Origin of the sequence: Kitasatospora purpeofusca (assembly GCF_036010405.1) — a bacterium.
GTDB classification, from domain to species: domain Bacteria; phylum Actinomycetota; class Actinomycetes; order Streptomycetales; family Streptomycetaceae; genus Kitasatospora; species Kitasatospora purpeofusca.
This window is the reverse complement of the sequence record NZ_CP108561.1, coordinates 4,983,081-5,004,713: the sequence shown is the minus strand read 5'-3', so window position 1 is coordinate 5,004,713 and position 21,633 is coordinate 4,983,081. Positions and strand designations below refer to the sequence as shown.

Below are 21,633 nucleotides of genomic sequence, written 5' to 3'. Positions count from 1 at the left end.
TTTCAGTGCGGCAAGGGGCTATAGCTCAGACGGTTAGAGCGCTTCCCTGATAAGGAAGAGGCCACAGGTTCAAGTCCTGTTAGCCCCACCACCGCGAAGGGCCCGGAGCACCGCTCCGGGCCCTTCGGCGTTTTCCCGGCCCGGAGCCGGAACCACGGGCCCCGCCCGGGGGTTGTACCGGGCGGGACCGGGACTCCCCGGCGGCTTCCGACGGACGAGGCGGTGGCGCAAATGGCGTTGGTCTTCGCGATGACCATTCCGGGGCTGGTCTGTGTGCTGGTGGCGCTGTCCTTCGTCGACCAGCTGGCCCTGCGGGCGCGCCGGTCGCGGCTGGTGCCCTGGCGGGGGACCGGCCGGGAGGGACAGATATCCGCGACCGGCTTCGAGCAGCTGCACGCGCAGTTCGCGGCCGGAAAGCAGCACCAGCTCGACGAGCGGCAGAGCAGCCTGATGCTGCGCGACGAGGAGGGCGAGGGCGCTCCGCCGCGTACCAGGGTGGACCTCGCGGGCGGAGTGGCGGTGGTGGTGCCGCCGACGGCGTCCGCCCCGGCTCCCGCTCCGGCGTCCGCGCCCGCTCCCGACCGGGCTCCCGGCCCGGTTCCGGGCCCGCTCGGGCAGGAACGGTGACGACCCTGCGGAGGGTCTGCGCCGGGCGGAACGTACGACAGGAGGTGTGGCGTCAATCCTCCGACCGGACGGGTCGGTTGGAGGCAGCGGTGGCTGGTCACGATTGGGACACCGGTGTGTATCATCGGCCGCAAGGGCAGTCCGGCCAGCCGACAGCCCGTTCGTGCTCGTAACAAACCATGGACTCGTCGGCCCGATCGGAACGATCGGCGCACGGCTGCTGAGTCCGTCAACGCAAGAAGGACGAGGTCCCGCGGTGAAGAAGCTTCTCCTGGTCGCCCTGGTCGCCCTCGGCGGCTTCTTTGTCTACCGTCAGGTCCAGGCGGACCGCGCCGAGCAGGACCTGTGGACCGAGGCCACCGACCCGGTTCCGGCCGGTCGCTGAGGCCCCGGACGATCTGACGATCGACAGTCTTCGGAGGCGCCGGACGGTGCCTCCAGGGCCGGTCGGCCCGGTCGCGTGACCGGGTCGGCCGGACGTTCCCGGCCCCGCACGGCGGCAGCGCCGGAACCGGGCACCGGATTCGCGCCGGAACCGGGTACGCTAGTGCCCGGTGGTACGCAGGGTGCTACCCCGGGGCTTTAGCTCAGTTGGTAGAGCGCTGCCTTTGCAAGGCAGATGTCAGGAGTTCGAGTCTCCTAAGCTCCACAGTGTGTCCACCGCGTGTGGACGGCCCGGCGGCCGCCGACCTGAATTCGGGTCAGCGGCCGCCGGGCTTTTTCAGTGCGGTTTGCGCGGGTCGTGCGGCTTGGGACGGTCGTCGTCGTGGTGGGCCGGGTCCGGCCCGGGCCGGTCCTCCGCCGGGGCGGCTCCGGCCGGGGTGTCCGCCGAGCCGTTCACGGCGCTGCCGCCGGTGCCCGAGGCGTGCGCGCCGACCGGACCGGAGGCGGCGGCCGGCGGCTCGACCAGCCACTCCGGGTTGCTGCGGTGCCGCCACCACTGCCAGGCGACCAGGCCGCTGCCGATCGCGACCACGCCGGCCACGGCCAGCCCGGTGGCCCAGCCGCTCCGGCAGGACCGGCGGGCGTTGCGGGCCGCGAGGTCGCCGATCTCGGCCGAGGTGACGTTGCCGCGCATCGCGGTCAGGGCGGCGGCGCCGCGCATCTGGGCCTCCTGCGCCACCGGGACGACGGTGGCGCGGGCCTCCTCGACGGCCTGCGCGACCCTGGGGGCGACGGTGGAGCGGGCCTGGTCGGCGGCCCGGGCGGCGGACAGGCGGGCGGCCAGCGCCTTCTCCTGGGCGCGGTGCAGCGCCTTGAGGGCGTTCTGCTGGGCCTCCGGTGGCAGGCTGGCGAAGGCGTGACCGACCTGGGGGGCGATGTGCCGGTCGTACTGGACGCGCGCGGTGTGGGCGGCCTGGGAGGCCTGCTGCCGGGCGTTGTCCGCGAAGTTGCCGGCCGTCTCACGGGCCGAGTCCAAACGGGTCACGAGAGTCTCTCCTCCTGGTGGCGTCCTATATGCACATATCCACCTGAATGCTGATCATGCATCCGTATTTGTCCGACGGCATGCCGGAGTGGGCCGTACGCGGGGCACCGGTCCGGGGCGGCGGGGTCGGACGGCGGGGCGGGAAGCCGTGCGGGGCGGGGGTGCGTGGGCCGGTCGGACGCGGGTAGGGCCGCAGTAGGCTGGCGGTTCCGGCGGGTCCCCGTCGGGAGCGCGCGCGTGTCGTCGCAGCAAGTCGTGGCAGAAGGGGATAGCCGATGCTCCCGGACGGGCCCAGGCCGCCGATCGACCGGACTCCGGGGCCCGAGGGCGGGCCCGGGCCGGCCCGTTGCTACCGGCACCCCGAGCAGGAGACCGGCATCGGCTGTTCGCGCTGCGGCCGGCCGATCTGCCCGCAGTGCATGGTGAACGCCTCGGTGGGCTTCCACTGCCCCGAGTGCGTCCAGGAGGGCGGCCGGCAGGTCCGGCGCGCGACCACCCGGTTCGGCGGGCGCCCGGCCGGCGGGGACCCCCTGGTCACCAAGGCGCTGATCGGCATCAACCTGGTGGTGTTCGTCCTGGCCGCCTACGTGCTCACGCCGTGGCTGGCCTACGACCTCGAACTGCGCAGCTTCGCCCCCGACCCGTCGTACCCGTTCACCAACGGCGTCGCCGAGGGGCCGGGCCAGTGGTACCGGCTGCTGACCGCCGTCTTCCTGCACACCGCGCCCTGGCACATCGCCACCAACATGCTGGTGCTCTGGGTGCTCGGCCCGCAGCTGGAGGCCGCCCTGGGGCGGATCCGCTTCCTCGCGCTCTACCTGCTCTCCGGGCTGGCCGGCAGCGCCTTCGCGTTCCTGGTGGCGGGCGACTCGATGCGGTCGCTGGGTGCCTCGGGCGCGGTCTTCGGCCTGCTGGGCGCGACCGTGGTGCTGTACCGCCGGGTCCGGGCGCCGCTCGGGCCGATCGTCGCGCTGCTGGTGTTCAACCTGATCGTCACCTTCTCGGTGCAGGGCATCGACTGGCGGGCCCACCTCGGCGGGCTGGTCGCCGGGATGCTGACCGCGGCCGGCCTGATGTACGCCCCGCAGGCCCACCGGGCGGCGGTGCAGGGGCTGACGCTGGCGGGGGTGGCGGGCCTGGTGCTGGTGATGCTCCTGGTCGGGACGGCCGCCTACGGCGGGTGATCCGTGCCGCCGGACGGTGCGCGCGCGGGTGCGAGGGCCGCACGGTTGTCCACAGCGGGTGCGGGGTTGTGCACAGGCGGTGCCGGCCGATGGGCGCGAACGGCCGTTCTACGCGTGTCCTGCTGTGCGTATCCCGTATTCGGGGGAGGGCGCGCGGCGGTGTGGAAAGCGCCCCCGGCGTGAGTTATCCACAGGCCCGCAGGACTTTTCCCCAGTGTGGATAACCATGTGGATAAACGAGATAAGCGGATAACCGCGAACGCCGGAGCTCCGCCCGGCCGTCCCGGCGCACCAGGAAGCCGCCCCGGCGACGAACCGTACCGGGGCGGCGGTGGAGGAACTCAGGGCCGGGGCCCGAACGTCATTTCCACTGGGTGGAGACGCCGAAGCCCGCCGCGATGAAGCCGAAGCCCACCAGGATGTTCCAGTTCCGCCAGCTCTCGACGGGCCAGCTGCCACTCGTCACGTAATAGGTGACGATCCAGACCAGACCGATCAGGAACAGCGCCAACATCAAGGGGGCAACCCAGCCGCGGCCCGAACTGATCTTCACCGACGTCGTCGTCGTCGGCGGCGTGTAGTCGGACTTCTTGCGGAGTCGGGACTTCGGCACGAGGAGCTCTCCTGTCGATGCGCTGTGACCGCGCAGGGGTTCACGGTGGTGTGGCGGCGTCCGTTAGCGTAGTGGTTCGGCGGGTCCGAAGGAGATAAGGGTACGGTGCCTAATTTGTCGATTCCCCCTCGGCCCGTCCGTACCCGCGTCTCCGGCACCCGAATTGTCGGACGTGCCCTGACCTGCGCCGTCTTCGCGCTCGCCGGACTGCTCTTCTACATCAGCGCGCAGACCGCCCGCGGCACCGATCTGCGCACCGACAACTCGCTGCTCAGCCTCTCCGACGTGATACGGCAGCGCAGCGCCCAGAACCAGCAGTCCCAGGCCCAGCTCGCCGACCTCCAGGACCGCTCCCAGCGGCTCACCGAGCAGCAGGGCGGCAGCCCGGCCGACGCCGCCCGGCTGGGCGCCCTGGAACAGGTCGCCGCGCTGGAGCCGCTCCAGGGCCCCGGCCTCACCGTCACCCTCAACGACGCCCCGCCGAACGCCACCTCGCGCGTCCCCGGGGTGCGCGAGCCGGACGTCAACGACCTGGTCATCCACCAGCAGGACATCCAGGCCGTGGTCAACGCGCTCTGGCGAGGCGGCGCCGAGGGCGTCCAGGTGATGGACCAGCGGCTGATCTCCACCAGCGCCGTCCGCTGCGTCGGCAACACCCTGCTGCTCCAGGGCCGGGTCTACTCCCCGCCCTACGTGGTCAGGGCGGTCGGGCGGACCGACGCGCTGCGCGCCGCCGTCGACACGGACCCCTCGATCCGCACCTACCAGAAGTACGTGCAGGCCTACGGCCTGGGCTGGAAGCTGCAGGAGAGCGGCGACCTCGCCCTGCCCGGCTACTCGGGCACGGCGGACCTCCGCTCGGCCACCGGCCAGTAGCGGACCGGTGCACCGGACCGCCCCCGTGGGCCGGGTCTACTCTTGACCCCAGTCCAATACGTCAAGGGAGCACCATGTACGGCTGGATCTGGCGTCATCTGCCGGGGAACATCCTGGTCAAGGCCGCGATCTCGGTGCTGGTCGTGCTGGGACTGGTCTACGTCCTCTTCACCTACATCTTCCCGTGGGCGGAACCGCTGCTCCCCTTCGGTGACGTCACAGTGGACGGGAACGGCGACGGCGCCGTCGGCTGACCCGACGACCCGCCCCGTCCCGTCCCGGTCCCCGCACCCCTCGGAGAACGCGCGCCCATGACCTCCCGGCCGACCCAGCCCCGCATCCTGGTCGTCGACAACTACGACAGCTTCGTCTTCAACCTGGTCCAGTACCTCTACCAGCTCGGCGCCACCTGCGAGGTGGTCCGCAACGACGAGGTGACCGTCGAGCACGCGGTGCGCCGCGACGGCGACCGGGGCTTCGACGGGGTGCTGCTCTCCCCCGGCCCGGGCGCCCCGGAGGAGGCCGGCGTCTGCATCGAGATGGTGCACCACTGCGCGCGGGCCGGCCTGCCGGTGTTCGGCGTCTGCCTGGGACTGCAGTCGATCGCGGTGGCCTACGGCGCGGTGGTGGGCCGGGCGCCGGAGCTGCTGCACGGCAAGACCTCGCCGGTCGAGCACGAGGACGGCGGCGTGTTCGCGGGCCTGCCCTCGCCGCTCACCGCGACCCGGTACCACTCGCTGGCGGTCGAGCCGGCCACCGTGCCGGACGAGCTGGTGGTCACCGCGCGCACCGGCAGCGGCGTCATCATGGGGCTGCGCCACCGGGACCTCGCGGTGGAGGGCGTGCAGTTCCACCCGGAGTCGGTGCTCACCGAGGGCGGTCACCGGATGCTCGCCAACTGGCTGGCCGAGTGCGGTGACCCGCGGGCCGTCGACCGGTCGGCCGGGCTCGCCCCGGTGATCGGCCGGGGCTGAGCGGCGTGACCGCGGTGCGTCCGGAGGGGCGATACCAGCCGGGGGCGGACCCGGAGGGCGGTGACGCGTACCGCGTCCCCGGGCCGTTCGAGCAGCACCCCGGCCCGTACGGGCAGCAGCAGGACCCTTACGGGCAGCAGTACCCCCAGGGGGGCCCGTCCCCGTCGGTCCCGCAGCAGTACACCCAGGGCGGCGCGGGACCGTACCCGCCGCAGGGCGCGTACCCGCAGCAGGACCAGTACGGCCAGTACGGGCAGCAGCCCCAGCAGCCGCAGCAGCCCCGGCCGAGCCAGCCGAGCCAGTACGGGCAGCAGCAGCCCCAGCAGGGTCAGTACGGGCAGCAGGGCCAGCAGGGTCAGTACGGGCAGCAGCCCCAGCAGGGCCAGTACCAGTCCTACGACCCGTACCAGGCCGAGCCGGTCCAGCACGGCCGGGGTCCGGACGGGAACCCCGGCGCGAACCGGGCCTGGCCGGCGCAGCCCGGGGCCGAGGACGGCTGGGGCGTCTACGAGCAGGCGGCACCGCCCGTCGAGCCGCTGCCGGTCGAGGCGGTGCTGACGGCACCGTCCGCGCCGGACCCGGCCGGGACGGTGCTCGCCGCCGCCGAGACGGTCACCATGGCCGCCGTGGCGGGTGAACGGCAGCCGCCCGCCCCGGGCGGCCGGGCCGAGCGCCGCCGCGCCGCGCAGGGGCACGGCCGGCGCCGGGCGGGCGGGCGTGCCGCCGCAGGCCCCCGGGCCAAGGAGCCGGCGGCGGTGGTCTTCGCACGGTTCCTCGGCGAGCTCTGCATCACCCTCGGCCTGGTGATGCTGCTCTTCGTCTCGTACCAGCTCTGGTGGACCAATGTGCAGGCCGACGCGGCCGCCGACGGTGCCCGCAACCAGCTGGAGCAGCAGTTCGACGCGGGCCCGGCCCAGGGCGCCCCGGCGCCGGGACAGCCGGCCCCGGACCCGGCCAAACCGGAGACCTTCGAGCCCGGCAAGGGCTTCGCGATCATCCACCTGCCGAAGCTCGGCCAGAAGTTCCCGATCGCCGAGGGCACCGCCAAGGCCCCCGTGCTCGACAAGGGCCTGGTGGGGCACTACACCGGCACCGGCATGCCGGCCGACAAGGCGGGCAACTTCGCGCTGGCCGCGCACCGCAACACGCACGGCGAGCCGTTCCGCCGGATCAACCAGCTCGGCAAGGGCGACAAGATCGTGGTGGAGACCGCGACCGCGTACTACACCTACGAGGTCACCGGGGGCATCCCGGAGACGCCGCCGTCCAATGTGAGCGTGATCAAGTCGGTTCCGAACGGCTCCGGGTTCAGCGGTCCGGGCCGCTACATCACGCTGACCACGTGCACCCCGGAGTTCAGCTCCAAGGCGCGCCTGATCGTGTTTGGCAAGATGATCGAGGAAAAGCCGCGCAGCCAGGGCAGGCCGGCCGCCCTCGCGGGGGGCTGACCGCGGGCGGGCGGGCGACGACAGAGGGAGAGACGTGACCCAGGGGACCGAGCCGGTGGCCGAGGAGGCCGCCCCGTCGTCCGAGCCGGAACCCGGCGGCGGACCCCGGCGACGCCGCGGGCGGGGCGGCTGGGCACTGGCCGTCCTGGGCGTCGTCGGTGAGCTGCTGATCACCCTGGGGCTGGTGCTCGGCCTGTTCGTCACCTACTCGCTGTGGTGGACCGACGTGCTGGCGGACCGTTCCGCCTCGGCGGCCTCGGACCACCTGCGCGAGTCCTGGGCGGCCGGCGCCCCGGCCGCTCCCCCGTCCGGCGGGCCGTCGGCCGGGTCGGCCACTGCCGGCGGTGCCACCGCGCCGTCCTACGCGGCGGGTGACGGGATCGGCTTCCTGCACGTCCCGGCGATGGGCCGGGACTACCAGGTGATGATCCGGATGGGCACCGACACGGAGACCCTGGCCGAGGGTGTGGCCGGGGTGTACGAGCAGCCGTACCGCTCGGCGATGCCCTGGGACGAGTCCGGCAACTTCGCGCTGGCCGCGCACCGGGACGGGCACGGGGCGAAGTTCCACGAGCTCGACGCCGTCGGCAAGGGCGACGCGATCGTGGTCGAGACCCGCGACAAGTGGTACGTCTACCGGGTCGACAGCACCCTGCCGGAGACGTCCAAGTACGACACCGGCATCGTCGCCCCGGTGCCGAAGGGCTCCGGCTACGCCGGGCCGGGCCGGTACATCACGCTGACCACCTGCACCCCGGTCTACACCTCGCGCTACCGGATGGCGGTCTGGGGGAGCCTGGTGCGGGTGGACGGCATGGACGCCGCGCGCACGCCGCCCGCCGAGCTGCGGCAGCGCTGAGGCCCGCGCGAAGGCCCCCGGGGACGCCCCGGGGGCCTTTCCGCATCCCCGGGGCGGGCAGGCCCCACGTGGGCCCCTGCGGGCCGCCGGAGGCCCTGTACGGGGCCCGGGGAGCCCGCAGGGGCCGGGAGCGCCGCAGGGCCCGGGTGAACGCCCGAGGGCCCGTCGACGCGGTGTCGACGGGCCCTCGGGCTCACTGCCGGGAAACAACTCGGCCGGTCGGTCCGGCCCCGAGGGGCTCAGAACCAGGGGAACCAGGGCTTAGTTGTTGGGTCCCCCTTTGGTGTTGCTGGGGGTGGGGAGGCCGGGGATCCCGGGGAGGGTCGGTGTGTCGCCCCCTTTGGGCGGATCCACCGCCTTGGTCATCAGCCCGATCGAGGTGTTCGGGTCCACCTGGGTCCCGGCCGCCGGGTTGGAGGCGATCACCGTGGCGTTCGGGTCCTGCGGGCCCTGGACGACGGTGTACTGGAGGCCCATCCCCTGGAGGGTCTTGATGGCCTCCTTGAGCTGCACGTTCTGCAGCGGCGGGACCGAGACCTTCTCCGGCGCCTTGAAGATGGTCAGCGTGATCTTGGTGTTGGCCGGCTGCTTGCCGCCGGACGGGTTCTGCGAGGCGACCGTGTTGACCTTGGCGGGATCGGTGGTCGTCTGGGTCTTCGAGGAGTCCACCTGGAAGCCGGCGCCGGTCAGCGCGGCCTCGGCGGCCTCCTTCTGCTGGCCCTGCACATTGGGCACGTTGATCTTGGCCTTGCCCTGCGACACGATCAGCTTGACCGGGGCGGTCGGGTCGGCGCCGCCACTGGCCGGGTCCTGGGTGAGCACCTGGTCCAGCGGGGCGTTGTCGTCGTCCTTGTAGTCGGTCGTCACATTGGTGAAGCCGGCGTCGGCGAGCAACTTGGTCGCCTGCTCCTTGGACTTGCCGACCACGTTGGGCACGGTGGTCTTGGCCGGACCCGAGGACAGCTGCACGGTGATCGTGGCGGCCTCGGCGACCTGGTTGCCGGCCGTCGGGTTCTGCGTGCAGACCTGGTCCTTCTTCACGTTGGCGTCCGGGCAGGCGATCCTGTCGCCCTCGGCGACCACCAACTTGGGACCGGCCTGGGCGACGAGCGCCTTGGCCTCGGCCAGGGTCTTGCCGACGAGGCCCGGCGCCGCGATCTTCGGCGCCTCCTTCTTGTCCTCGCCGTCCTTCTTGTTGCCGAACATCGCCTGGGCGACGAAGAAGGTGCCGACCAGGACCAGCACGGCGGCGACCGCCAGCACGATCCAGGAGGTGTTGCTCTTTTTCGGCGGCTCCTCGCCGCGCCGGCCGGCCCGGCCGTAGCCGTCGTCGTAACCGTCGCCGCCACCGGCCGCGGGGGCGCCGGCGTAGGTCTGGCCGTAGCCGTCGTCGTAACCGGGCTGGGGCTGGGCGGCGTAACCCGCCGGAGCGGCCTGCGGCAGGACGGTGGTCGGACCGCCGGGGACCTGCTGCGGCAGCAGGTTGGTCTGGCCGTACGGGTCGTGCTGCGGGTAGCCGTTCTGGTCGTAGCCGTATCCGGCCGCTCCCATGCCGTAGGCGGCGGCCTGCTGGGCGGCGGCCACCGGCAGGCCGTCGAGGAAGCGCTCGATGTCGTCGCGCATCTCGTCGGCGCTCTGGTAGCGGTAGTCGCGGTCCTTGGCGAGCGCCTTGAGCACGATCGCGTCGACCTCGGGGCGCACCTCGGGGTCGAAGACGGACGGCGGCTGCGCCTCTTCCCGGACGTGCTGGTAGGCGACCGCGACGGGGGAGTCGCCGACGAACGGCGGGCGCACCGTGAGCAGCTCGTAGAGCAGGCAACCGGTGGAGTAGAGGTCGGAGCGGGCGTCCACCTGCTCGCCCTTGGCCTGCTCCGGGGAGAGGTACTGGGCGGTGCCGATGACGGCGGAGGTCTGCGTCATCGTCATGCCGGCGTCGCCCATCGCCCGGGCGATGCCGAAGTCCATCACCTTGACGTTGCCCTGGCGGGTGAGCATGACGTTGGCGGGCTTGATGTCGCGGTGCACGATGCCGGCCCGGTGGGAGTACTCCAGGGCCTGGAGGATGCCGATGGTCATCTCCAGCGCGCGCTCCGGCAGCAGCCGGCGGCCGGAGTGCAGCAGCTCCCTCAGCGTGGACCCCTCGACGTACTCCATCACGATGTACGGGATGGAGATGCCGTCGATGTAGTCCTCGCCGGTGTCGTACACGGCGACGATGGCGGGGTGGTTCAGCGATGCCGCGGACTGTGCCTCGCGGCGGAATCGGGCTTGGAAGGACGGATCGCGGGCCATGTCGGCCCGGAGCGTCTTCACGGCGACGGAGCGGCCGAGCCTGGTGTCATGGCCGAGGTACACCTCGGCCATGCCGCCGCGCCCGAGGACGCCGCCGAGCTCGTACCTGCCGCCGAGGCGACGAGGCTCTTCCATAGTTGCGACCCTCTCCCTCACCCGCCGGTGAGGTTGTGACGTAGGTGTCCCCGCACGCTCCCTGTGACGCCGCCCGGGCCCCGGATGGTTCTGCGGTCAGGACCGGTTCGGCACCGCACGGACGGCAACGGGTACACCCGCTGCTGCGGACACGCTACCGGTCGGACCGTACCGGACCCGAGTCGGCCGCAGGCCGATATCAGACCGGTATCCGGACCGGGGGTGCCGATCGTGACATTTCCCTCACCCGCCGGGGCTCCCGCCGGGGCTCCCGCCGGGGCTCCTGCCGGGGCTCCTGCCGGGGTTCCCGTCACTTGCCGAGGACGGCCTGCATCACGGACTTCGCGATCGGAGCGGCCAGCCGGCCACCGCTGATGCCGTCGCGGTTGTTGGAGCCGTCCTCGACGACCACCGCGACCGCGACCGTGCGGCCGTCGGCGGCCTTCGCGTAGGAGGTGAACCAGGCGAACGGCAGGCCCGCGTTGCCCTCGCCGTGCTGGGCGGTACCGGTCTTGCCGCCGACGGTGACGCCCGGGATCTTGGCGTTCTTGCCGGTGCCGTTCTCGACCACCGAGACCATCAGGTCCTGCATCTTCTGCGCGGTGGCCGGGCTGATCGGCTGCGAGAACTGCTTCTCGCTGTGCTTGGAGATGGTGGTCAGCGAGGCGGAGCGCTCCTCGGCGACCAGGTACGGCTGCATCAGCGAGCCGTTGTTGGCGATCGCCGCGGAGACCATCGCCATCTGCAGCGGGGTGGCCTGGGTGTCGTGCTGGCCGATCGAGTCCTGGGCGGTGCCGTCCGGGGTGGAGTTGGACGGGTAGACGCTCTTCTCGGACCGGATCGGGGTGTCCACGGTGCTGTTGAAGCCGAACTTCTCGGCCTGCACCCGCATCTTGTCCTTGCCGAGGTCGGCGCCGATCTTGGCGAAGACGGTGTTGCAGGACTGGTCCATGCCGGACTTGATCGTGGCGTTGCCGCACTGCTCCCGGTCGGACTCGTTCTTCAGCACGAAGTTGGTGCCCGGCAGGGTGTACGGGTCCGGGGTCGCGGTCTGGTCGTCGATGTTCTGGTAGAGGCCGTTCTCGAACGCCGCCGAGGCCGTGACCAGCTTGAAGGTCGAGCCGGGCGGGTAGGTCTCGCGCAGCGCCCGGTTGAGCATCGGCTTGTTCGGGTCGGCGTTGAGGTCGGTCCAGGCCTTGGAGTCGGTGGACTCGTTGCCCGCGAAGCTCGCCGGGTCGTAGGACGGCGTGGAGACCAGGGCCAGGATCGCGCCGGTCTTCGGGTCGAGCGCGACGACCGCGCCCTTCTTGTTGCCGAGCCCGTCGAAGGCCGCCTTCTGGGCCTTGGAGTTGATCGTGGTGACGACGTCGCCGCCGCGCTTCTGCTCCCCGGTCAGCATGTCCAGGGTGTTGCGGAAGAACAGCCGGTCGTCGCTGCCGGAGAGGACGCCGTCCTCCAGCTGCTCCAGCTGGCTGGCACCGAAGGCCTGCGAGGAGTAGCCGGTGACCGGGGCGTACATCTGCGGGTCCGTCCAGGACCGCTTGTACTTGTAGCGCAGGCCGTCCACGAAGGTGGACTGGGTGATCGGCTGGCCGTCGACGATGATGTTGCCGCGCGGGTAGGCGTAGCGGTCGTAGACCTGCCGCTTGTTGTACTTGTTGCCCGCCCAGGCGTCGGCCTGCACGCCCTGGACCCAGTTGGTGCGCACCATGAGGGCCAGGATCAGCACGAGGCAGAAGATCGAGACCCGGCGGATCGGCTTGTTCACGAGGCGGTGCCCCCCTGGATCTCGGGTGTGGGGGTGGGCTCCACCCCGGGACGGCGGGCGTTGTCGCTGATCTTCAGCAGGATCGCGACCAGCGCCCAGTTGGCGACCACCGAGGACCCGCCCTGGGCGAGGAACGGCATGGTCATACCGGTCAGCGGGATCAGGCCGGTGACACCGCCGGCGACCACGAACACCTGCAGCGCCATCGCGGAGGAGAGCCCGACCGCGAAGAGCTTGCCGAAGGGGTCGCGGGCGGCGACCGCGGTGCGCAGACCGCGCTGGATCAGCAGGGCGTAGAGCATGAAGATCGCCATCATGCCGGTGAGCCCGAGCTCCTCGCCGAAGGAACCGAGGATGAAGTCGCTCTTGGCGGCGAAGTCGATCAGCCAGGAACGGCCCTGGCCGAGGCCGGAGCCGGTCACCCCGCCGGAGCCGAAGGACATCAGCGCCTGGCCGATCTGCTCGGTGGCCCCCGGCGGGTGCTTCGGCTCGAAGGCGGCCATCGGGTCGAGCCAGGCGTCGATGCGGGTCTTGACGTGGCTGGCGGTGGAGGCCACCGCGACCGCGCCGCCGACCGACATCAGCAGGCCGACGACGATCCAGCTGGTCCGCTCGGTGGCGACGTAGAGCATCACCACGAAGAGGCCGAAGTACAGGAAGGACGAGCCCAGGTCGTTCTCGAAGATCAGGATCAGCAGGCTGAGCAGCCAGATCACGATGATCGGGCCGAGGTCGCGGCCGCGCGGCAGGTACAGGCCCATGAAGCGGCGGCTGGCCAGCGCCAGGGCGTCGCGCTTGACCATCAGGTAGCCGGCGAAGAACACCGTCAGGATGATCTTGGCGAACTCGCCGGGCTGGATCGAGAACGCGCCCATCCGGATCCAGATCTTGGCGCCGAGGTCCTCCTTGCGCTCCGGGAAGAACGCCGGCGCGGCGAGCAGCACCAGGGCCGCCGCCATCGAGATGTAGGTGTAGCGCTGCAGGACCCGGTGGTCCTTCAGGAACACCATCACCACGATGAAGAACGCGATGCCCAGACCCGACCACATCAGCTGGTTGGAGGCGGCCGGGAAGTTGTTGTGCAGCAGCGGCCCGGCCTTGTCCAGGCGCCAGATCATCACCACGCCCAGCCCGTTCAGCAGGGTGGCGATCGGCAGCATCAGCGGGTCCGCGTACGGCGCGAACTTCCGCATCAGCAGGTGCGCGATCAGGGCGAGCGCGCCCATGCCCAGGCCGTAGCCGAGCATCCCGGCGGGCAGCTTGTCGTCCATCGCCAGGCCCACGTTGGCGTACGCCAGGACCGGCAGCAGCACCGCGAACGCCAGCATCGCCAGCTCGGTGTTGCGCCGGTTCGGCGTCGCCTGCGGCGAGATGGTGGTGTTGCGGCGGCGCCGCGAGGACGCGCGGTCGGCCGGAACGCCGGCGGACCGGCTGTTCGGATCGCTGCTCACATCGAAGGTACTCATGCTCCCGCCTCGCTCCGCTCGGCCGGGGCATCCGCCCACACGCGCTTCTCGATGGCTCTGTCGCTTCGCTCGCTCAGGTGCCGGCCGCCCTCGGACGACCGGCCGGGCCTATGTCGGGTCGCGTCCGTCACGGCTTCGGGCAGGAGTCGGCGCGCTGCCGCTCCTCGTCGCTCAGGCCGGGCAGGTCGCTCTGCGGGGCCGCCGGGGCCGCTGCACCCTGGCTGGGTACGGGGGCCGGGGCGGTGGTGCTCGGCGTGCTCGGACTCGGGGTGGTCGTGGGGACGCCGGCCGCCGGGGCGCGTCCGCTCGCGGACGGGCTGGGCGCGGCGGTCGCCGTCACGAACCCGGCGTGCGTGGCCACGGTCCCGGCGGCGGCCTGCTGGGTCGGCTGACCGGTCGCCGGGGTGCCGCCCGGGGTGGACAGGCTGCCGGCGGCGGCCCGGACGTCGGAGACCCGGCGGCAGAACGCGGCCTGCTCGCCCAGCTTCTTCACCTTGTCGTCGGCGTCGCCGAGGCTGGTCGCCGAGATGGTGTTGGTGACGTGGGTGCGCTGGTCCTGCGGGAGGAACTTGAGCTCGATGTCCTTGTACGGGGTGTGCACCGAGGACAGGTTCAGTCCGGCCAGGCTCTGGTTCACGCCCTGGAAGACCGCGACGTGGTCGCCCTCGGCGCCGACGTAGTACTGGCTCTGGGTCCACTGGTAGCCGAAGAAGCCGCCCGCGCCCAGCAGGCCCACGGTGACCAGGCCGACCAGCGAGAACGCCAGCGCCCGGTTCTTGCGCCTCGGCCGCCGGCGCGCGTCGTCGTCGTAGTCCTCGGTCCCGTGGACCGAGGGATCGGCGGCGCCGCCCTCCGGGTAGCCGCCCTCGTAGCCGCCGGCCGGGCCGAACCCGGCGTCGGGGTGGCCGGCGCCGTAGCCCTCGGCGGGGCCGAAGGCGCCCTGCGGGCCGCGGCCGAGCCCGGCGGCGCGGCCGGCCGGGGTGTCGCGGATCGACTGGTCCGCGGCGGCCGAGGACGGCGGGGTCTCGGCGACCGCGCCGACCACCACCGGCACGTCGTTGAACCGGCCGCTCAGGGTGTCCGTCGCGCCGACGTCGAGGACGTCCGCGACGATGCAGGTGATGTTGTCCGGGCCGCCGCCGCGCAGCGCGAGCTGGATCAGCTCCTGCACGGTCTGCTCGGGCGAGTAGTAGCTGCCCAGGGTGTCCTGGAGGGTCTGGTGGCTGACCGGGCCGGAGAGGCCGTCGGAGCAGATCAGATAGCGGTCGCCGGCCCGCACCTCGCGGATCGAGAGGTCCGGTTCGACCTGGCCCCGGCCGTCGAGCGCGCGCATCAGCAGCGAGCGCTGCGGGTGGGTCTCGGCCTCCTCCGGAGTGATCCGGCCCTCGTCGACCAGCCGCTGCACCCAGGTGTGGTCCTGGGTGATCTGCACCAGCGAGCCGTCCCGCAGCAGGTAGGCGCGGGAGTCCCCGACGTGGACCAGGCCCATCCGCTGACCGGTCCACAGCATCGCGGTGAGGGTGCAGCCCATGCCTTCGAGCTGCGGGTCCTCGTCGACCATCTGCCGGAGCCGGTCGTTGGCGCCCTGGACCGCGTCGCCGAGGAGGGTCAGCAGGTCGGCGCCCGGCACGTCCTCGTCCAGGCGGACGATCGAGCCGAGCACCTCGGAGGAAGCGACCTCACCGGCCGCCGCCCCGCCCATGCCGTCGGCCACGGCCAGCAGCCGCGGGCCGGCGTAGCCGGAGTCCTCGTTCCCCTCCCGGATCAGTCCCTTGTGGGAGCCGGCGGCGAAGCGCAGCACCAGGGTCATGCGACCTGTGCCCCCCTCTGGGTCATGGACGGGATGCTGTCCCTCATGCGCTACTACTTCCGCAGTTCGATGACGGTCCTGCCGATACGGATCGGCATGCCCGGCTGGAGCGGGGTCGGCGCGGTCAGGCGCTGACGGTCCAGATAGGTGCCGTTGGTGGAGCCTAGATCCTCCACCGTCCACTGCCCAGTCTGGTCGGGATAGATCCTGGCATGCCGGGAGGACGCGTAGTCGTCGTCCAGCACGATGGTGGAGTCGTGCGCCCGGCCCAGCGTGATGGTCTGGCCCTGCAGCGCGACGGTGGTCCCGGCCAGGGAGCCCTGGACCACGACCAGCTGGGTCGGGGCGCCGCGACGGCGCCCGCCGCCCTGGGTCGGCGGACCGCCGGCCGGGGGCTGGCCCTGCGGGGCCCGCCCGGCCGCACCGGCCGCGGTCGCCGCCGCGGCGGCACCGCCGCCCCGGCGGGAGGACCGGGGGTTCACCCTGGTCCCGAAGAGGTCGCTGCGGATCACCTGGACCGCGACGATCACGAACAGCCACAGCACGGCCAGGAAGCCCAGCCGCATGACCGTGAGGGTCAGTTCTGACATAACCGCGCCCGCTCTACCCTTCGACCTGTCGGTAGACGATGGTGGTGGAGCCCACGACGATTCGAGAGCCGTCGCGGAGCGTAGCGCGCTGGGTGTGCTGCCCGTCCACCACGATGCCGTTCGTCGACCCCAGGTCCAGCACCATCGAGGGGGTTCCGGGGCGGATCTCGGCGTGCTTGCGGGACACTCCGGGGTCGTCGATGCGGACGTCCGCCTCGGTGGAGCGGCCGAGCACGCAGGCGTTCCCGGAGATCTGGTGGCGGGCGCCGTTCACCTCGATCCAGCGGCGCGTCGAGGTGCCGTGGCCGGCGCCCGGGAAGGGGCGCACATTGCCGCCGGCGGGGGCGGCCGGCGCGGTCTGCGCGGGCGGGGTCGCGGGGGGCGCGGCCGGTGGCGGCGGGGGCGCGGCGTACTGGGCGCCGCCCTGCTGCCACGGCGCTCCGGGGGCCGGAGCGGCCGGCGGGCGGCCGTAGCCGGGCTGGGTCGGCTGCGCGGGGGCCTGCTGCTGCGGCTCCTCCGCGGCGAGGGTGCGGCTGCGCACCCGGTACAGGCCGGTGTCGAGGTCGTCGGCCTTCTCCAGGTTCACCTGGAGCGGGCCCATGAACGTGTATCGCTGGGCCTCGGCGTACTCGCGGACCATGCCGGCGAGCTCGTTGCCGAGCTGCCCGGAGTAGGGGCTCAGCCGCTCGTGGTCGTGCGGGCTGAGTTCGACGATGAAGTCGTTGGGCACGACGGTCCGCTCGCGGTTCCAGATGCTCGCGTTGTTGTCGCACTCGCGCTGCAGCGCTCCGGCGATCTCCACGGGCTGGACCTCGGACTTGAACACCTTGGCGAAGGTGCCGTTGACGAGACCCTCAAGTCGCTGCTCGAACTTCTTCAGCACTCCCATGGGGCACCCCCTTCCAGGGTTCGTTCGCCTGCCTGCCGACCGGTTTCCGGGGGGATCCGGTCGCGCCTACTTGCGGTACTTCCGTACTGATCGTATCCACGCCGGGGCCATCCGTACGGTTCCCGGACCACGTGGTGCCCGGGGGTGGGCTCGGACACACAGGGTGACGCATGCGGGCGGCAGCATGCCAGGGCTACCCGTCCGGCGGGCCCGTCATCCCTCGCTCGCCTGTTCGCCGGGCATCCGTTCGGATGCGCTCCGCCTCCCCCGGAACGGATTCGGAGGTGACCCGCAGGTCGTGCTACTGTTTTGCATGTCGGAAGGGGCGCCCAGCGGGTGGCCCGATCGAAGAAACGCGAAGGCCACATGGTACCGAGCGGATCGGCTGATCGACCGGCAAGCGGTGAAAACACCCATGCGCGGGTGGCGGAATAGGCAGACGCGCTGGATTCAGGTTCCAGTGCCCGAAAGGGCGTGGGGGTTCAACTCCCCCCTCGCGCACAGCGAAGCCCCGCAGATCTTCGGATCTGCGGGGCTTTTTTGTTCCCCGGCACCGGCACCCGGACCCGCACCGGCACCGGTCGGGTCCGGCCGGGTCGGTCCGGCCGGGTCGGTCGGGCCGGTTTCAGGAGGACGGTGCCGGGAGGTCGGCGCGGACCTCGAAGCCGCCGTCCGCGGTCGGGCCGGCGTCGAGCGAGCCGCCGAGCAGCTGGGCGCGTTCGCGCAGGCCGACCAGGCCGTGGCCGCCGCCGGGCAGGATCCGGTCGGGGCGGACCGGCGGGGCGTCGTTGCGCACCTCGACCCGCAGCCGTCGGCCCCGGGCCCGGATCCGGACGTGCACCGCGGCCTGCGGCGCGTACTTGGTGATGTTGGTCAGCGCCTCCTGGACGGTGCGGTAGGCGGCCCGCTCGACCGCCTCCGGCCAGGGGCGGTCGCCCGGCGCGAGCTCGGTGTCGGCGGCCAGCCCGCTCTCCTCGATCAGCCGGGGCAGGTCGGCCAGCCTGGGCTGCGGGGTCAGCGGGGCGCCGGTCCGCGGGCCGCCGGCCCGCAGGACGCCGACCATCTGCCGCAGCTCCTCCAGGGTGCGCACGGACAGTTCGCGGATGGTCGACGCGGCACCCGCGGCCGCCGGGTCGGCGGTGGACACCTGGAGCGCGCCCGCCTGGATGCTGATCAGACTGACCTGGTGCGAGACCACGTCGTGCATCTCGCGGGCGAGCCGGCCGCGCTCCTCCGCGAGCACCCGGTCGGCCAGCAGCCGGCTCTCCCGGGCCTGGCCCCGGGTGAGCTCGTCCAGCCGGGCCGCCAGCTCGCGCCTGGTCCGGGACAGCAGGCCGGTGGCGGCCGGGCCCGCCGCGAGCATCACGGACTGGATGACGTACAGCGCGGTGTCCCGGGTCGGCTCGAAGGACTGCTCGGAGAGCGGCCAGTGGAAGAACTCCACCAGCGCGAAGAGCGAGGCGCAGGGGATCACCACCCGGGAGTGGGGGCGTTCGGCCGCGACCGTGTAGACGGCGGTGATCGGGGCGAGCCAGATGTCGTCGAGGTAGCTGCCGGGCATCGTCAGCAGCAGCACGGTGACCGGGAACCGGCGCCGCCACAGCAGCGCCACGGCGGCCAGGACCGACAGCAGGGTCTGCCAGAGCGGGGCGCCGCGGGCCACCAGGGCGGCGTCCATCAGGGAGTAGACGGCGGGCAGCAGGATCATCAGCCAAGGCGCCGTGAACCCGGCGGGAAGACGTCGTGCGGGAGAGGGGTCGCTCATGCCCCGTCGCTCGGCTTCGGCCGGACCAGCCCGGCCCGGTGGGCGACGACGGCCGCCTGGACCCGGTTGGCGGCGCCGAGCTTGCCGAGGATCGCGCTGATGTGGTCCTTCACCGTGCCGGTGCCGAGGAACAGCCGGTCGGCGATCTCGGCGTTGGACAGGCCCTCGCCCAGCAGCGCCAGCACGTCCAGCTCCCGGCCGGTCAGGGTGCGGGCCAGGGTGGCGGCCTCGGCGTCCGGGCCGCCGCCGTCCACGTAGCCGCCGATCACGGTGCGGGTCACGGTCGGGGAGAGGATGTTGCCGCCGGCCGCGAGCACCCGGACGGCGTGCACCAGCTGGTCCGGGGCGGTGTCCTTGAGGAGGAAGCCGGAGGCGCCGGCCCGCAGCGCGGTGCCGATGTGCTCCTCGGTGTCGAAGGTGGTCAGCATCGCCACGGCCGGCGGATCGGGCAGGGTCCGCAGCCGGCGGAGCACCGAGATGCCGTCCAGGTCGGGCATCCGGATGTCGAGCAGCACCACGTGCGGACGCAGCCGCCGGACGTACTCCTCGGTCTGCGCGCCCGAGCAGTCGCCGACCACCTCCAGGTCGGGGGCGGAGCCGACGATGAGGCCCAGCCCGGACCGGACCAGGATCTCGTCGTCCACGATCAGCACGCGGGTGGTGGTGATGGGTCTCTCCTCGGTTCGGCGGACGGGTCGGGCCGGTCCGCATGACTGGAATCGAGAGTAGGGCCTGACCGGCGGCTTCGCCGGGCCCGGCCCTCCGGGGCAACCCCCGCCGAACGGCGGGGGTGTGAATCCGCTGCCTGGTTCACGCGATTCTCACCGATGGTGGGGAACCATTGGAATCGGCTGCCGTTCGGTCGGTCCGCGGCCGGGGTGGGTGGCCGGCCGGGCCGCGTGCGGATGCGGCCCACCATCTGATCGTTTGGAATTGAGCTGTGTCGTCCACTGTGAAGCCGGAGCCGTCCACCTCCCCCACCGGATCCGGGTCCGGCGCCCTCATGGCGCGCTGGCGCCCCCGGGCCGCGACGGCGACCGTCTGGTACCTGCGGCTGATCGCCCTGCTGAACCTCGTCGCCGTCCTCTCCGTCCCGTTCCGGGACCAGATCAGGACGCACAACGAGGGCGAGTACTTCACCCCGTACATGATGACCGCCGGACTGAGCTTCGCGGTGATCTCGGTCTTCCTGGCGATCGCGATGCGGCGCCGCAAGCGGGCCGCCTGGATCTTCAACACGGCGCTGGCCGGCCTGTTCGCGGTGCTCTACCTGCTCGCCATGACGCTGCTCGACGGCTTCGACAGGCACCCGCTCAACTACATCTCCATCGTGCTGACCTGGGGCTTCCTGCTGGCACTGCTGATCGGCCGGAAGGAGTTCACCTCCAAGGGCGACAGCTCCAACCCGAAGACCGCCGCCGCCACCTTCGTGCTCGGCCTGGGTCTCGGCGGCGTGATCGGCGCGGCCCTGGTGGCCCTGACCAACAAGCTGCCCGGTGCCGCCGACTTCTGGGACATGTTCCGCTACTCGGTCGGCCGGATGATCAGCATCGACCCCAGCGAGCACCTGCGCTCCGTCATCGTCGCGCCGACCTGGGTGAACGCGGTCATCAACGTGATGGGCGGCGTGTTCCTCCTGCTGGTCTTCTACGCGGCCTTCCGCAGCCCCAGGGACACGGAGCTGCTCACCGCAGAGGACGAGCAGCGGATCCGGGGACTGCTGGAGAAGCAGGGCGAGCGGGACTCGCTGGGCTACTTCGCGCTGCGCCGGGACAAGGCCGTGATGTTCTCGCCGAGCGGCAAGGCGGCGGTCACCTACCGGGTGGTCGGCGGCGTCTCGCTGGCCTCCGGCGACCCCATCGGCGACCCCGAGGCCTGGCCCGGCGCGATCGACGCCTGGCTGACCGAGGCCCGCGAGCACGCCTGGGCGCCGGCCGTGATGGGCGCCTCCGAGGAGGCCGGGGTGATCTACGCCCGGCACGGGCTGGACGCGCTGGAGCTCGGTGACGAGGCGATCGTCGAACTCGACGAGTTCTCGCTGGACGGCCGGGCGATGCGGGTGGTGCGCCAGGCCTACAACCGGGTCAAGCGGGCCGGCTACACGGTGCGGATCCGCCGGCACGAGGAGATCCCCGAGTACGAGATGGCCGAGCTGGTGGCCAAGGCCGACCAGTGGCGCGACGGCGCGACCGAGCGCGGCTTCTCGATGGCGCTGGGCCGGCTCGGCGACCCGGGCGACGGGCGCTGCGTGATGCTGGAGTGCCACGACGGCCAGGGCGAGCTGAAGGCTCTGCTCAGCTTCGTGCCGTGGGGTGCGGACGGGCTCTCGCTGGACCTCATGCGCCGGGCCAGGGACACCGAGAACGGCCTGATGGAGTTCATGGTGATCGAACTCCTGCAGCGCGCCGGTGAGGTCGGCCTGGCCAGGGTCTCGCTGAACTTCGCCATGTTCCGTTCCGTTTTCGAGCGGGGCTCGAAGCTCGGGGCGGGACCGGTGCTTCGGCTCTGGCGCTCCGTACTCGGCTTCTTCTCGCGCTGGTGGCAGATCGAATCGCTCTACCGGGCCAACGCCAAGTACCGGCCGATCTGGGAGCCGCGTTATCTGCTGTTCGAGAAGAGCAGCGAGATTCCGCGGATCGGCATCGCCAGCGCCCGGGCCGAGGGCTTCATCACCGCACCGAGCCTGCCCGCGCTGTTCCGTCGCCGGCACCAGGGGCCGTCCGGCACGGAGCCCCGGGTGCCGGTGGCGGCACAGGACGGGAAGGGGTAGCCCTCCGCCGGGGGGCGGAGGGGGCCGGGCAGCCGTCCGGGGGGATCTCATGGATGTTTCTCCCCCTTGAGGATGACTGGGATCCGCACAAATGCCGATGTGGATTCGTTAACCGGCTTCTAATGTGGAGGTAGTCGA

At 72.1% G+C, this 21,633-nt stretch carries 19 protein-coding genes and 3 tRNA genes; 12 read left to right on the top strand and 10 right to left on the bottom strand.

Annotated elements, in window-relative coordinates:
- Positions 1 to 14 precede the first annotated feature (14 nt).
- From OG715_RS22220 to OG715_RS22205, 4 genes are all read left to right on the top strand, one after another.
- Positions 15 to 91: transfer RNA gene (locus OG715_RS22220), tRNA-Ile, on the top strand.
- A 140-nt stretch (positions 92 to 231) separates the two neighbouring features.
- Positions 232 to 627: a DUF6191 domain-containing protein gene (locus OG715_RS22215; protein ID WP_323182147.1), complete on the top strand. Its 396-nt coding sequence runs from the start codon at positions 232 to 234 to the stop codon at positions 625 to 627.
- A gap of 256 nt (positions 628 to 883) precedes the next feature.
- Entirely contained in the window at positions 884 to 1,012 is a 129-nt protein-coding gene (locus tag OG715_RS22210) for a DLW-39 family protein (RefSeq protein WP_014137031.1), read from the top strand.
- Positions 1,013 to 1,203: 191 nt separating this feature from the next.
- A tRNA-Ala gene (locus tag OG715_RS22205) sits at positions 1,204 to 1,276 on the top strand.
- Between the two features lie 72 nt (positions 1,277 to 1,348).
- On the opposite strand, the gene OG715_RS22200 is transcribed toward OG715_RS22205, so the two are convergent.
- Positions 1,349 to 2,056, bottom strand: a complete 708-nt coding sequence (locus tag OG715_RS22200) for a DUF5324 family protein (RefSeq protein ID WP_266270611.1) — start codon at positions 2,054 to 2,056, stop codon at positions 1,349 to 1,351.
- A gap of 275 nt (positions 2,057 to 2,331) precedes the next feature.
- Between OG715_RS22200 and OG715_RS22195 the strand changes: the two genes are divergently transcribed.
- A complete protein-coding gene (locus OG715_RS22195; protein ID WP_266270610.1) occupies positions 2,332 to 3,240 on the top strand; it encodes a rhomboid family intramembrane serine protease in 909 nt (302 codons plus the stop codon).
- 361 nt (positions 3,241 to 3,601) lie between these two features.
- Here the strand turns inward: OG715_RS22195 and crgA are convergent, their stop codons facing one another.
- A complete protein-coding gene (gene crgA, locus OG715_RS22190) occupies positions 3,602 to 3,853 on the bottom strand; it encodes a cell division protein CrgA (RefSeq protein WP_266270609.1) in 252 nt (83 codons plus the stop codon).
- 120 nt (positions 3,854 to 3,973) lie between these two features.
- Between crgA and OG715_RS22185 the strand changes: the two genes are divergently transcribed.
- The 5 genes from OG715_RS22185 (at position 3,974) to OG715_RS22165 (ending at position 8,010) form a co-directional block, all read left to right on the top strand.
- Complete coding sequence (locus tag OG715_RS22185; protein WP_266271778.1) at positions 3,974 to 4,729, top strand: DUF881 domain-containing protein; 756 nt, start codon at positions 3,974 to 3,976, stop codon at positions 4,727 to 4,729.
- A gap of 74 nt (positions 4,730 to 4,803) precedes the next feature.
- Positions 4,804 to 4,983 (top strand): hypothetical protein, encoded by a 180-nt coding sequence (locus OG715_RS22180; protein ID WP_266270608.1) that lies wholly within the window; start codon positions 4,804 to 4,806, stop codon positions 4,981 to 4,983.
- A 57-nt stretch (positions 4,984 to 5,040) separates the two neighbouring features.
- On the top strand, positions 5,041 to 5,703 hold the full coding sequence (locus OG715_RS22175; RefSeq protein WP_266270606.1) for an aminodeoxychorismate/anthranilate synthase component II: 663 nt from the start codon (positions 5,041 to 5,043) through the stop codon (positions 5,701 to 5,703).
- Positions 5,704 to 5,708: 5 nt separating this feature from the next.
- On the top strand, positions 5,709 to 7,151 hold the full coding sequence (locus tag OG715_RS22170; protein ID WP_266270605.1) for a class E sortase: 1,443 nt from the start codon (positions 5,709 to 5,711) through the stop codon (positions 7,149 to 7,151).
- A gap of 34 nt (positions 7,152 to 7,185) precedes the next feature.
- Positions 7,186 to 8,010: a class E sortase gene (locus OG715_RS22165; RefSeq protein ID WP_407661003.1), complete on the top strand. Its 825-nt coding sequence runs from the start codon at positions 7,186 to 7,188 to the stop codon at positions 8,008 to 8,010.
- 261 nt (positions 8,011 to 8,271) lie between these two features.
- On the opposite strand, the gene pknB is transcribed toward OG715_RS22165, so the two are convergent.
- The 6 genes from pknB to OG715_RS22135 all read right to left on the bottom strand — a co-directional run bounded on the left by pknB (position 8,272) and on the right by OG715_RS22135 (position 16,960).
- Positions 8,272 to 10,437 (bottom strand): Stk1 family PASTA domain-containing Ser/Thr kinase, encoded by a 2,166-nt coding sequence (gene pknB, locus OG715_RS22160; RefSeq protein ID WP_266270604.1) that lies wholly within the window; start codon positions 10,435 to 10,437, stop codon positions 8,272 to 8,274.
- A 310-nt stretch (positions 10,438 to 10,747) separates the two neighbouring features.
- Positions 10,748 to 12,205, bottom strand: coding sequence for a peptidoglycan D,D-transpeptidase FtsI family protein (locus OG715_RS22155; protein WP_266270602.1), 1,458 nt, complete (start codon positions 12,203 to 12,205; stop codon positions 10,748 to 10,750).
- Entirely contained in the window at positions 12,202 to 13,671 is a 1,470-nt protein-coding gene (locus OG715_RS22150; RefSeq protein ID WP_266270601.1) for an FtsW/RodA/SpoVE family cell cycle protein, read from the bottom strand. The genes OG715_RS22155 and OG715_RS22150 overlap by 4 nt, the downstream gene beginning before the upstream one ends.
- A 127-nt stretch (positions 13,672 to 13,798) precedes the next feature.
- Positions 13,799 to 15,481: a PP2C family protein-serine/threonine phosphatase gene (locus OG715_RS22145; protein WP_266270600.1), complete on the bottom strand. Its 1,683-nt coding sequence runs from the start codon at positions 15,479 to 15,481 to the stop codon at positions 13,799 to 13,801.
- A 53-nt stretch (positions 15,482 to 15,534) separates the two neighbouring features.
- A complete protein-coding gene (locus OG715_RS22140; RefSeq protein ID WP_266270599.1) occupies positions 15,535 to 16,071 on the bottom strand; it encodes an FHA domain-containing protein FhaB/FipA in 537 nt (178 codons plus the stop codon).
- A 13-nt stretch (positions 16,072 to 16,084) separates the two neighbouring features.
- On the bottom strand, positions 16,085 to 16,960 hold the full coding sequence (locus tag OG715_RS22135; protein ID WP_266270597.1) for an FhaA domain-containing protein: 876 nt from the start codon (positions 16,958 to 16,960) through the stop codon (positions 16,085 to 16,087).
- 417 nt (positions 16,961 to 17,377) lie between these two features.
- On the opposite strand from OG715_RS22135, the gene OG715_RS22130 reads away from it, so the two are divergent.
- Positions 17,378 to 17,461: transfer RNA gene (locus tag OG715_RS22130), tRNA-Leu, on the top strand.
- Positions 17,462 to 17,585: 124 nt separating this feature from the next.
- Here the strand turns inward: OG715_RS22130 and OG715_RS22125 are convergent.
- Entirely contained in the window at positions 17,586 to 18,668 is a 1,083-nt protein-coding gene (locus OG715_RS22125; protein WP_266270595.1) for a sensor histidine kinase, read from the bottom strand.
- Between the two features lie 53 nt (positions 18,669 to 18,721).
- A complete protein-coding gene (locus tag OG715_RS22120) occupies positions 18,722 to 19,372 on the bottom strand; it encodes a response regulator (RefSeq protein ID WP_266271776.1) in 651 nt (216 codons plus the stop codon).
- A gap of 356 nt (positions 19,373 to 19,728) precedes the next feature.
- On the opposite strand from OG715_RS22120, the gene OG715_RS22115 reads away from it, so the two are divergent.
- Positions 19,729 to 21,495, top strand: coding sequence for a phosphatidylglycerol lysyltransferase domain-containing protein (locus OG715_RS22115; RefSeq protein ID WP_266271775.1), 1,767 nt, complete (start codon positions 19,729 to 19,731; stop codon positions 21,493 to 21,495).
- Positions 21,496 to 21,633 lie beyond the last annotated feature (138 nt).

What these genes read in the sequence shown, in the direction of transcription:
- OG715_RS22175 (WP_266270606.1), top strand. Translation starts at nt 5,041, where the DNA reads ATGACCTCCCGGCCGACCCAGCCCCGCATCCTGGTCGTCGACAACTAC.
- pknB (WP_266270604.1), bottom strand. Translation starts at nt 10,437, where the DNA reads ATGGAAGAGCCTCGTCGCCTCGGCGGCAGGTACGAGCTCGGCGGCGTC.
- OG715_RS22125 (WP_266270595.1), bottom strand. Translation starts at nt 18,668, where the DNA reads ATGATCCTGCTGCCCGCCGTCTACTCCCTGATGGACGCCGCCCTGGTG.
- OG715_RS22215 (WP_323182147.1), top strand. Translation starts at nt 232, where the DNA reads ATGGCGTTGGTCTTCGCGATGACCATTCCGGGGCTGGTCTGTGTGCTG.
- OG715_RS22115 (WP_266271775.1), top strand. Translation starts at nt 19,729, where the DNA reads ATGGCGCGCTGGCGCCCCCGGGCCGCGACGGCGACCGTCTGGTACCTG.
- OG715_RS22145 (WP_266270600.1), bottom strand. Translation starts at nt 15,481, where the DNA reads ATGACCCTGGTGCTGCGCTTCGCCGCCGGCTCCCACAAGGGACTGATC.
- OG715_RS22180 (WP_266270608.1), top strand. Translation starts at nt 4,804, where the DNA reads ATGTACGGCTGGATCTGGCGTCATCTGCCGGGGAACATCCTGGTCAAG.
- OG715_RS22195 (WP_266270610.1), top strand. Translation starts at nt 2,332, where the DNA reads ATGCTCCCGGACGGGCCCAGGCCGCCGATCGACCGGACTCCGGGGCCC.
- OG715_RS22135 (WP_266270597.1), bottom strand. Translation starts at nt 16,960, where the DNA reads ATGGGAGTGCTGAAGAAGTTCGAGCAGCGACTTGAGGGTCTCGTCAAC.
- OG715_RS22150 (WP_266270601.1), bottom strand. Translation starts at nt 13,671, where the DNA reads ATGAGTACCTTCGATGTGAGCAGCGATCCGAACAGCCGGTCCGCCGGC.
- OG715_RS22140 (WP_266270599.1), bottom strand. Translation starts at nt 16,071, where the DNA reads ATGTCAGAACTGACCCTCACGGTCATGCGGCTGGGCTTCCTGGCCGTG.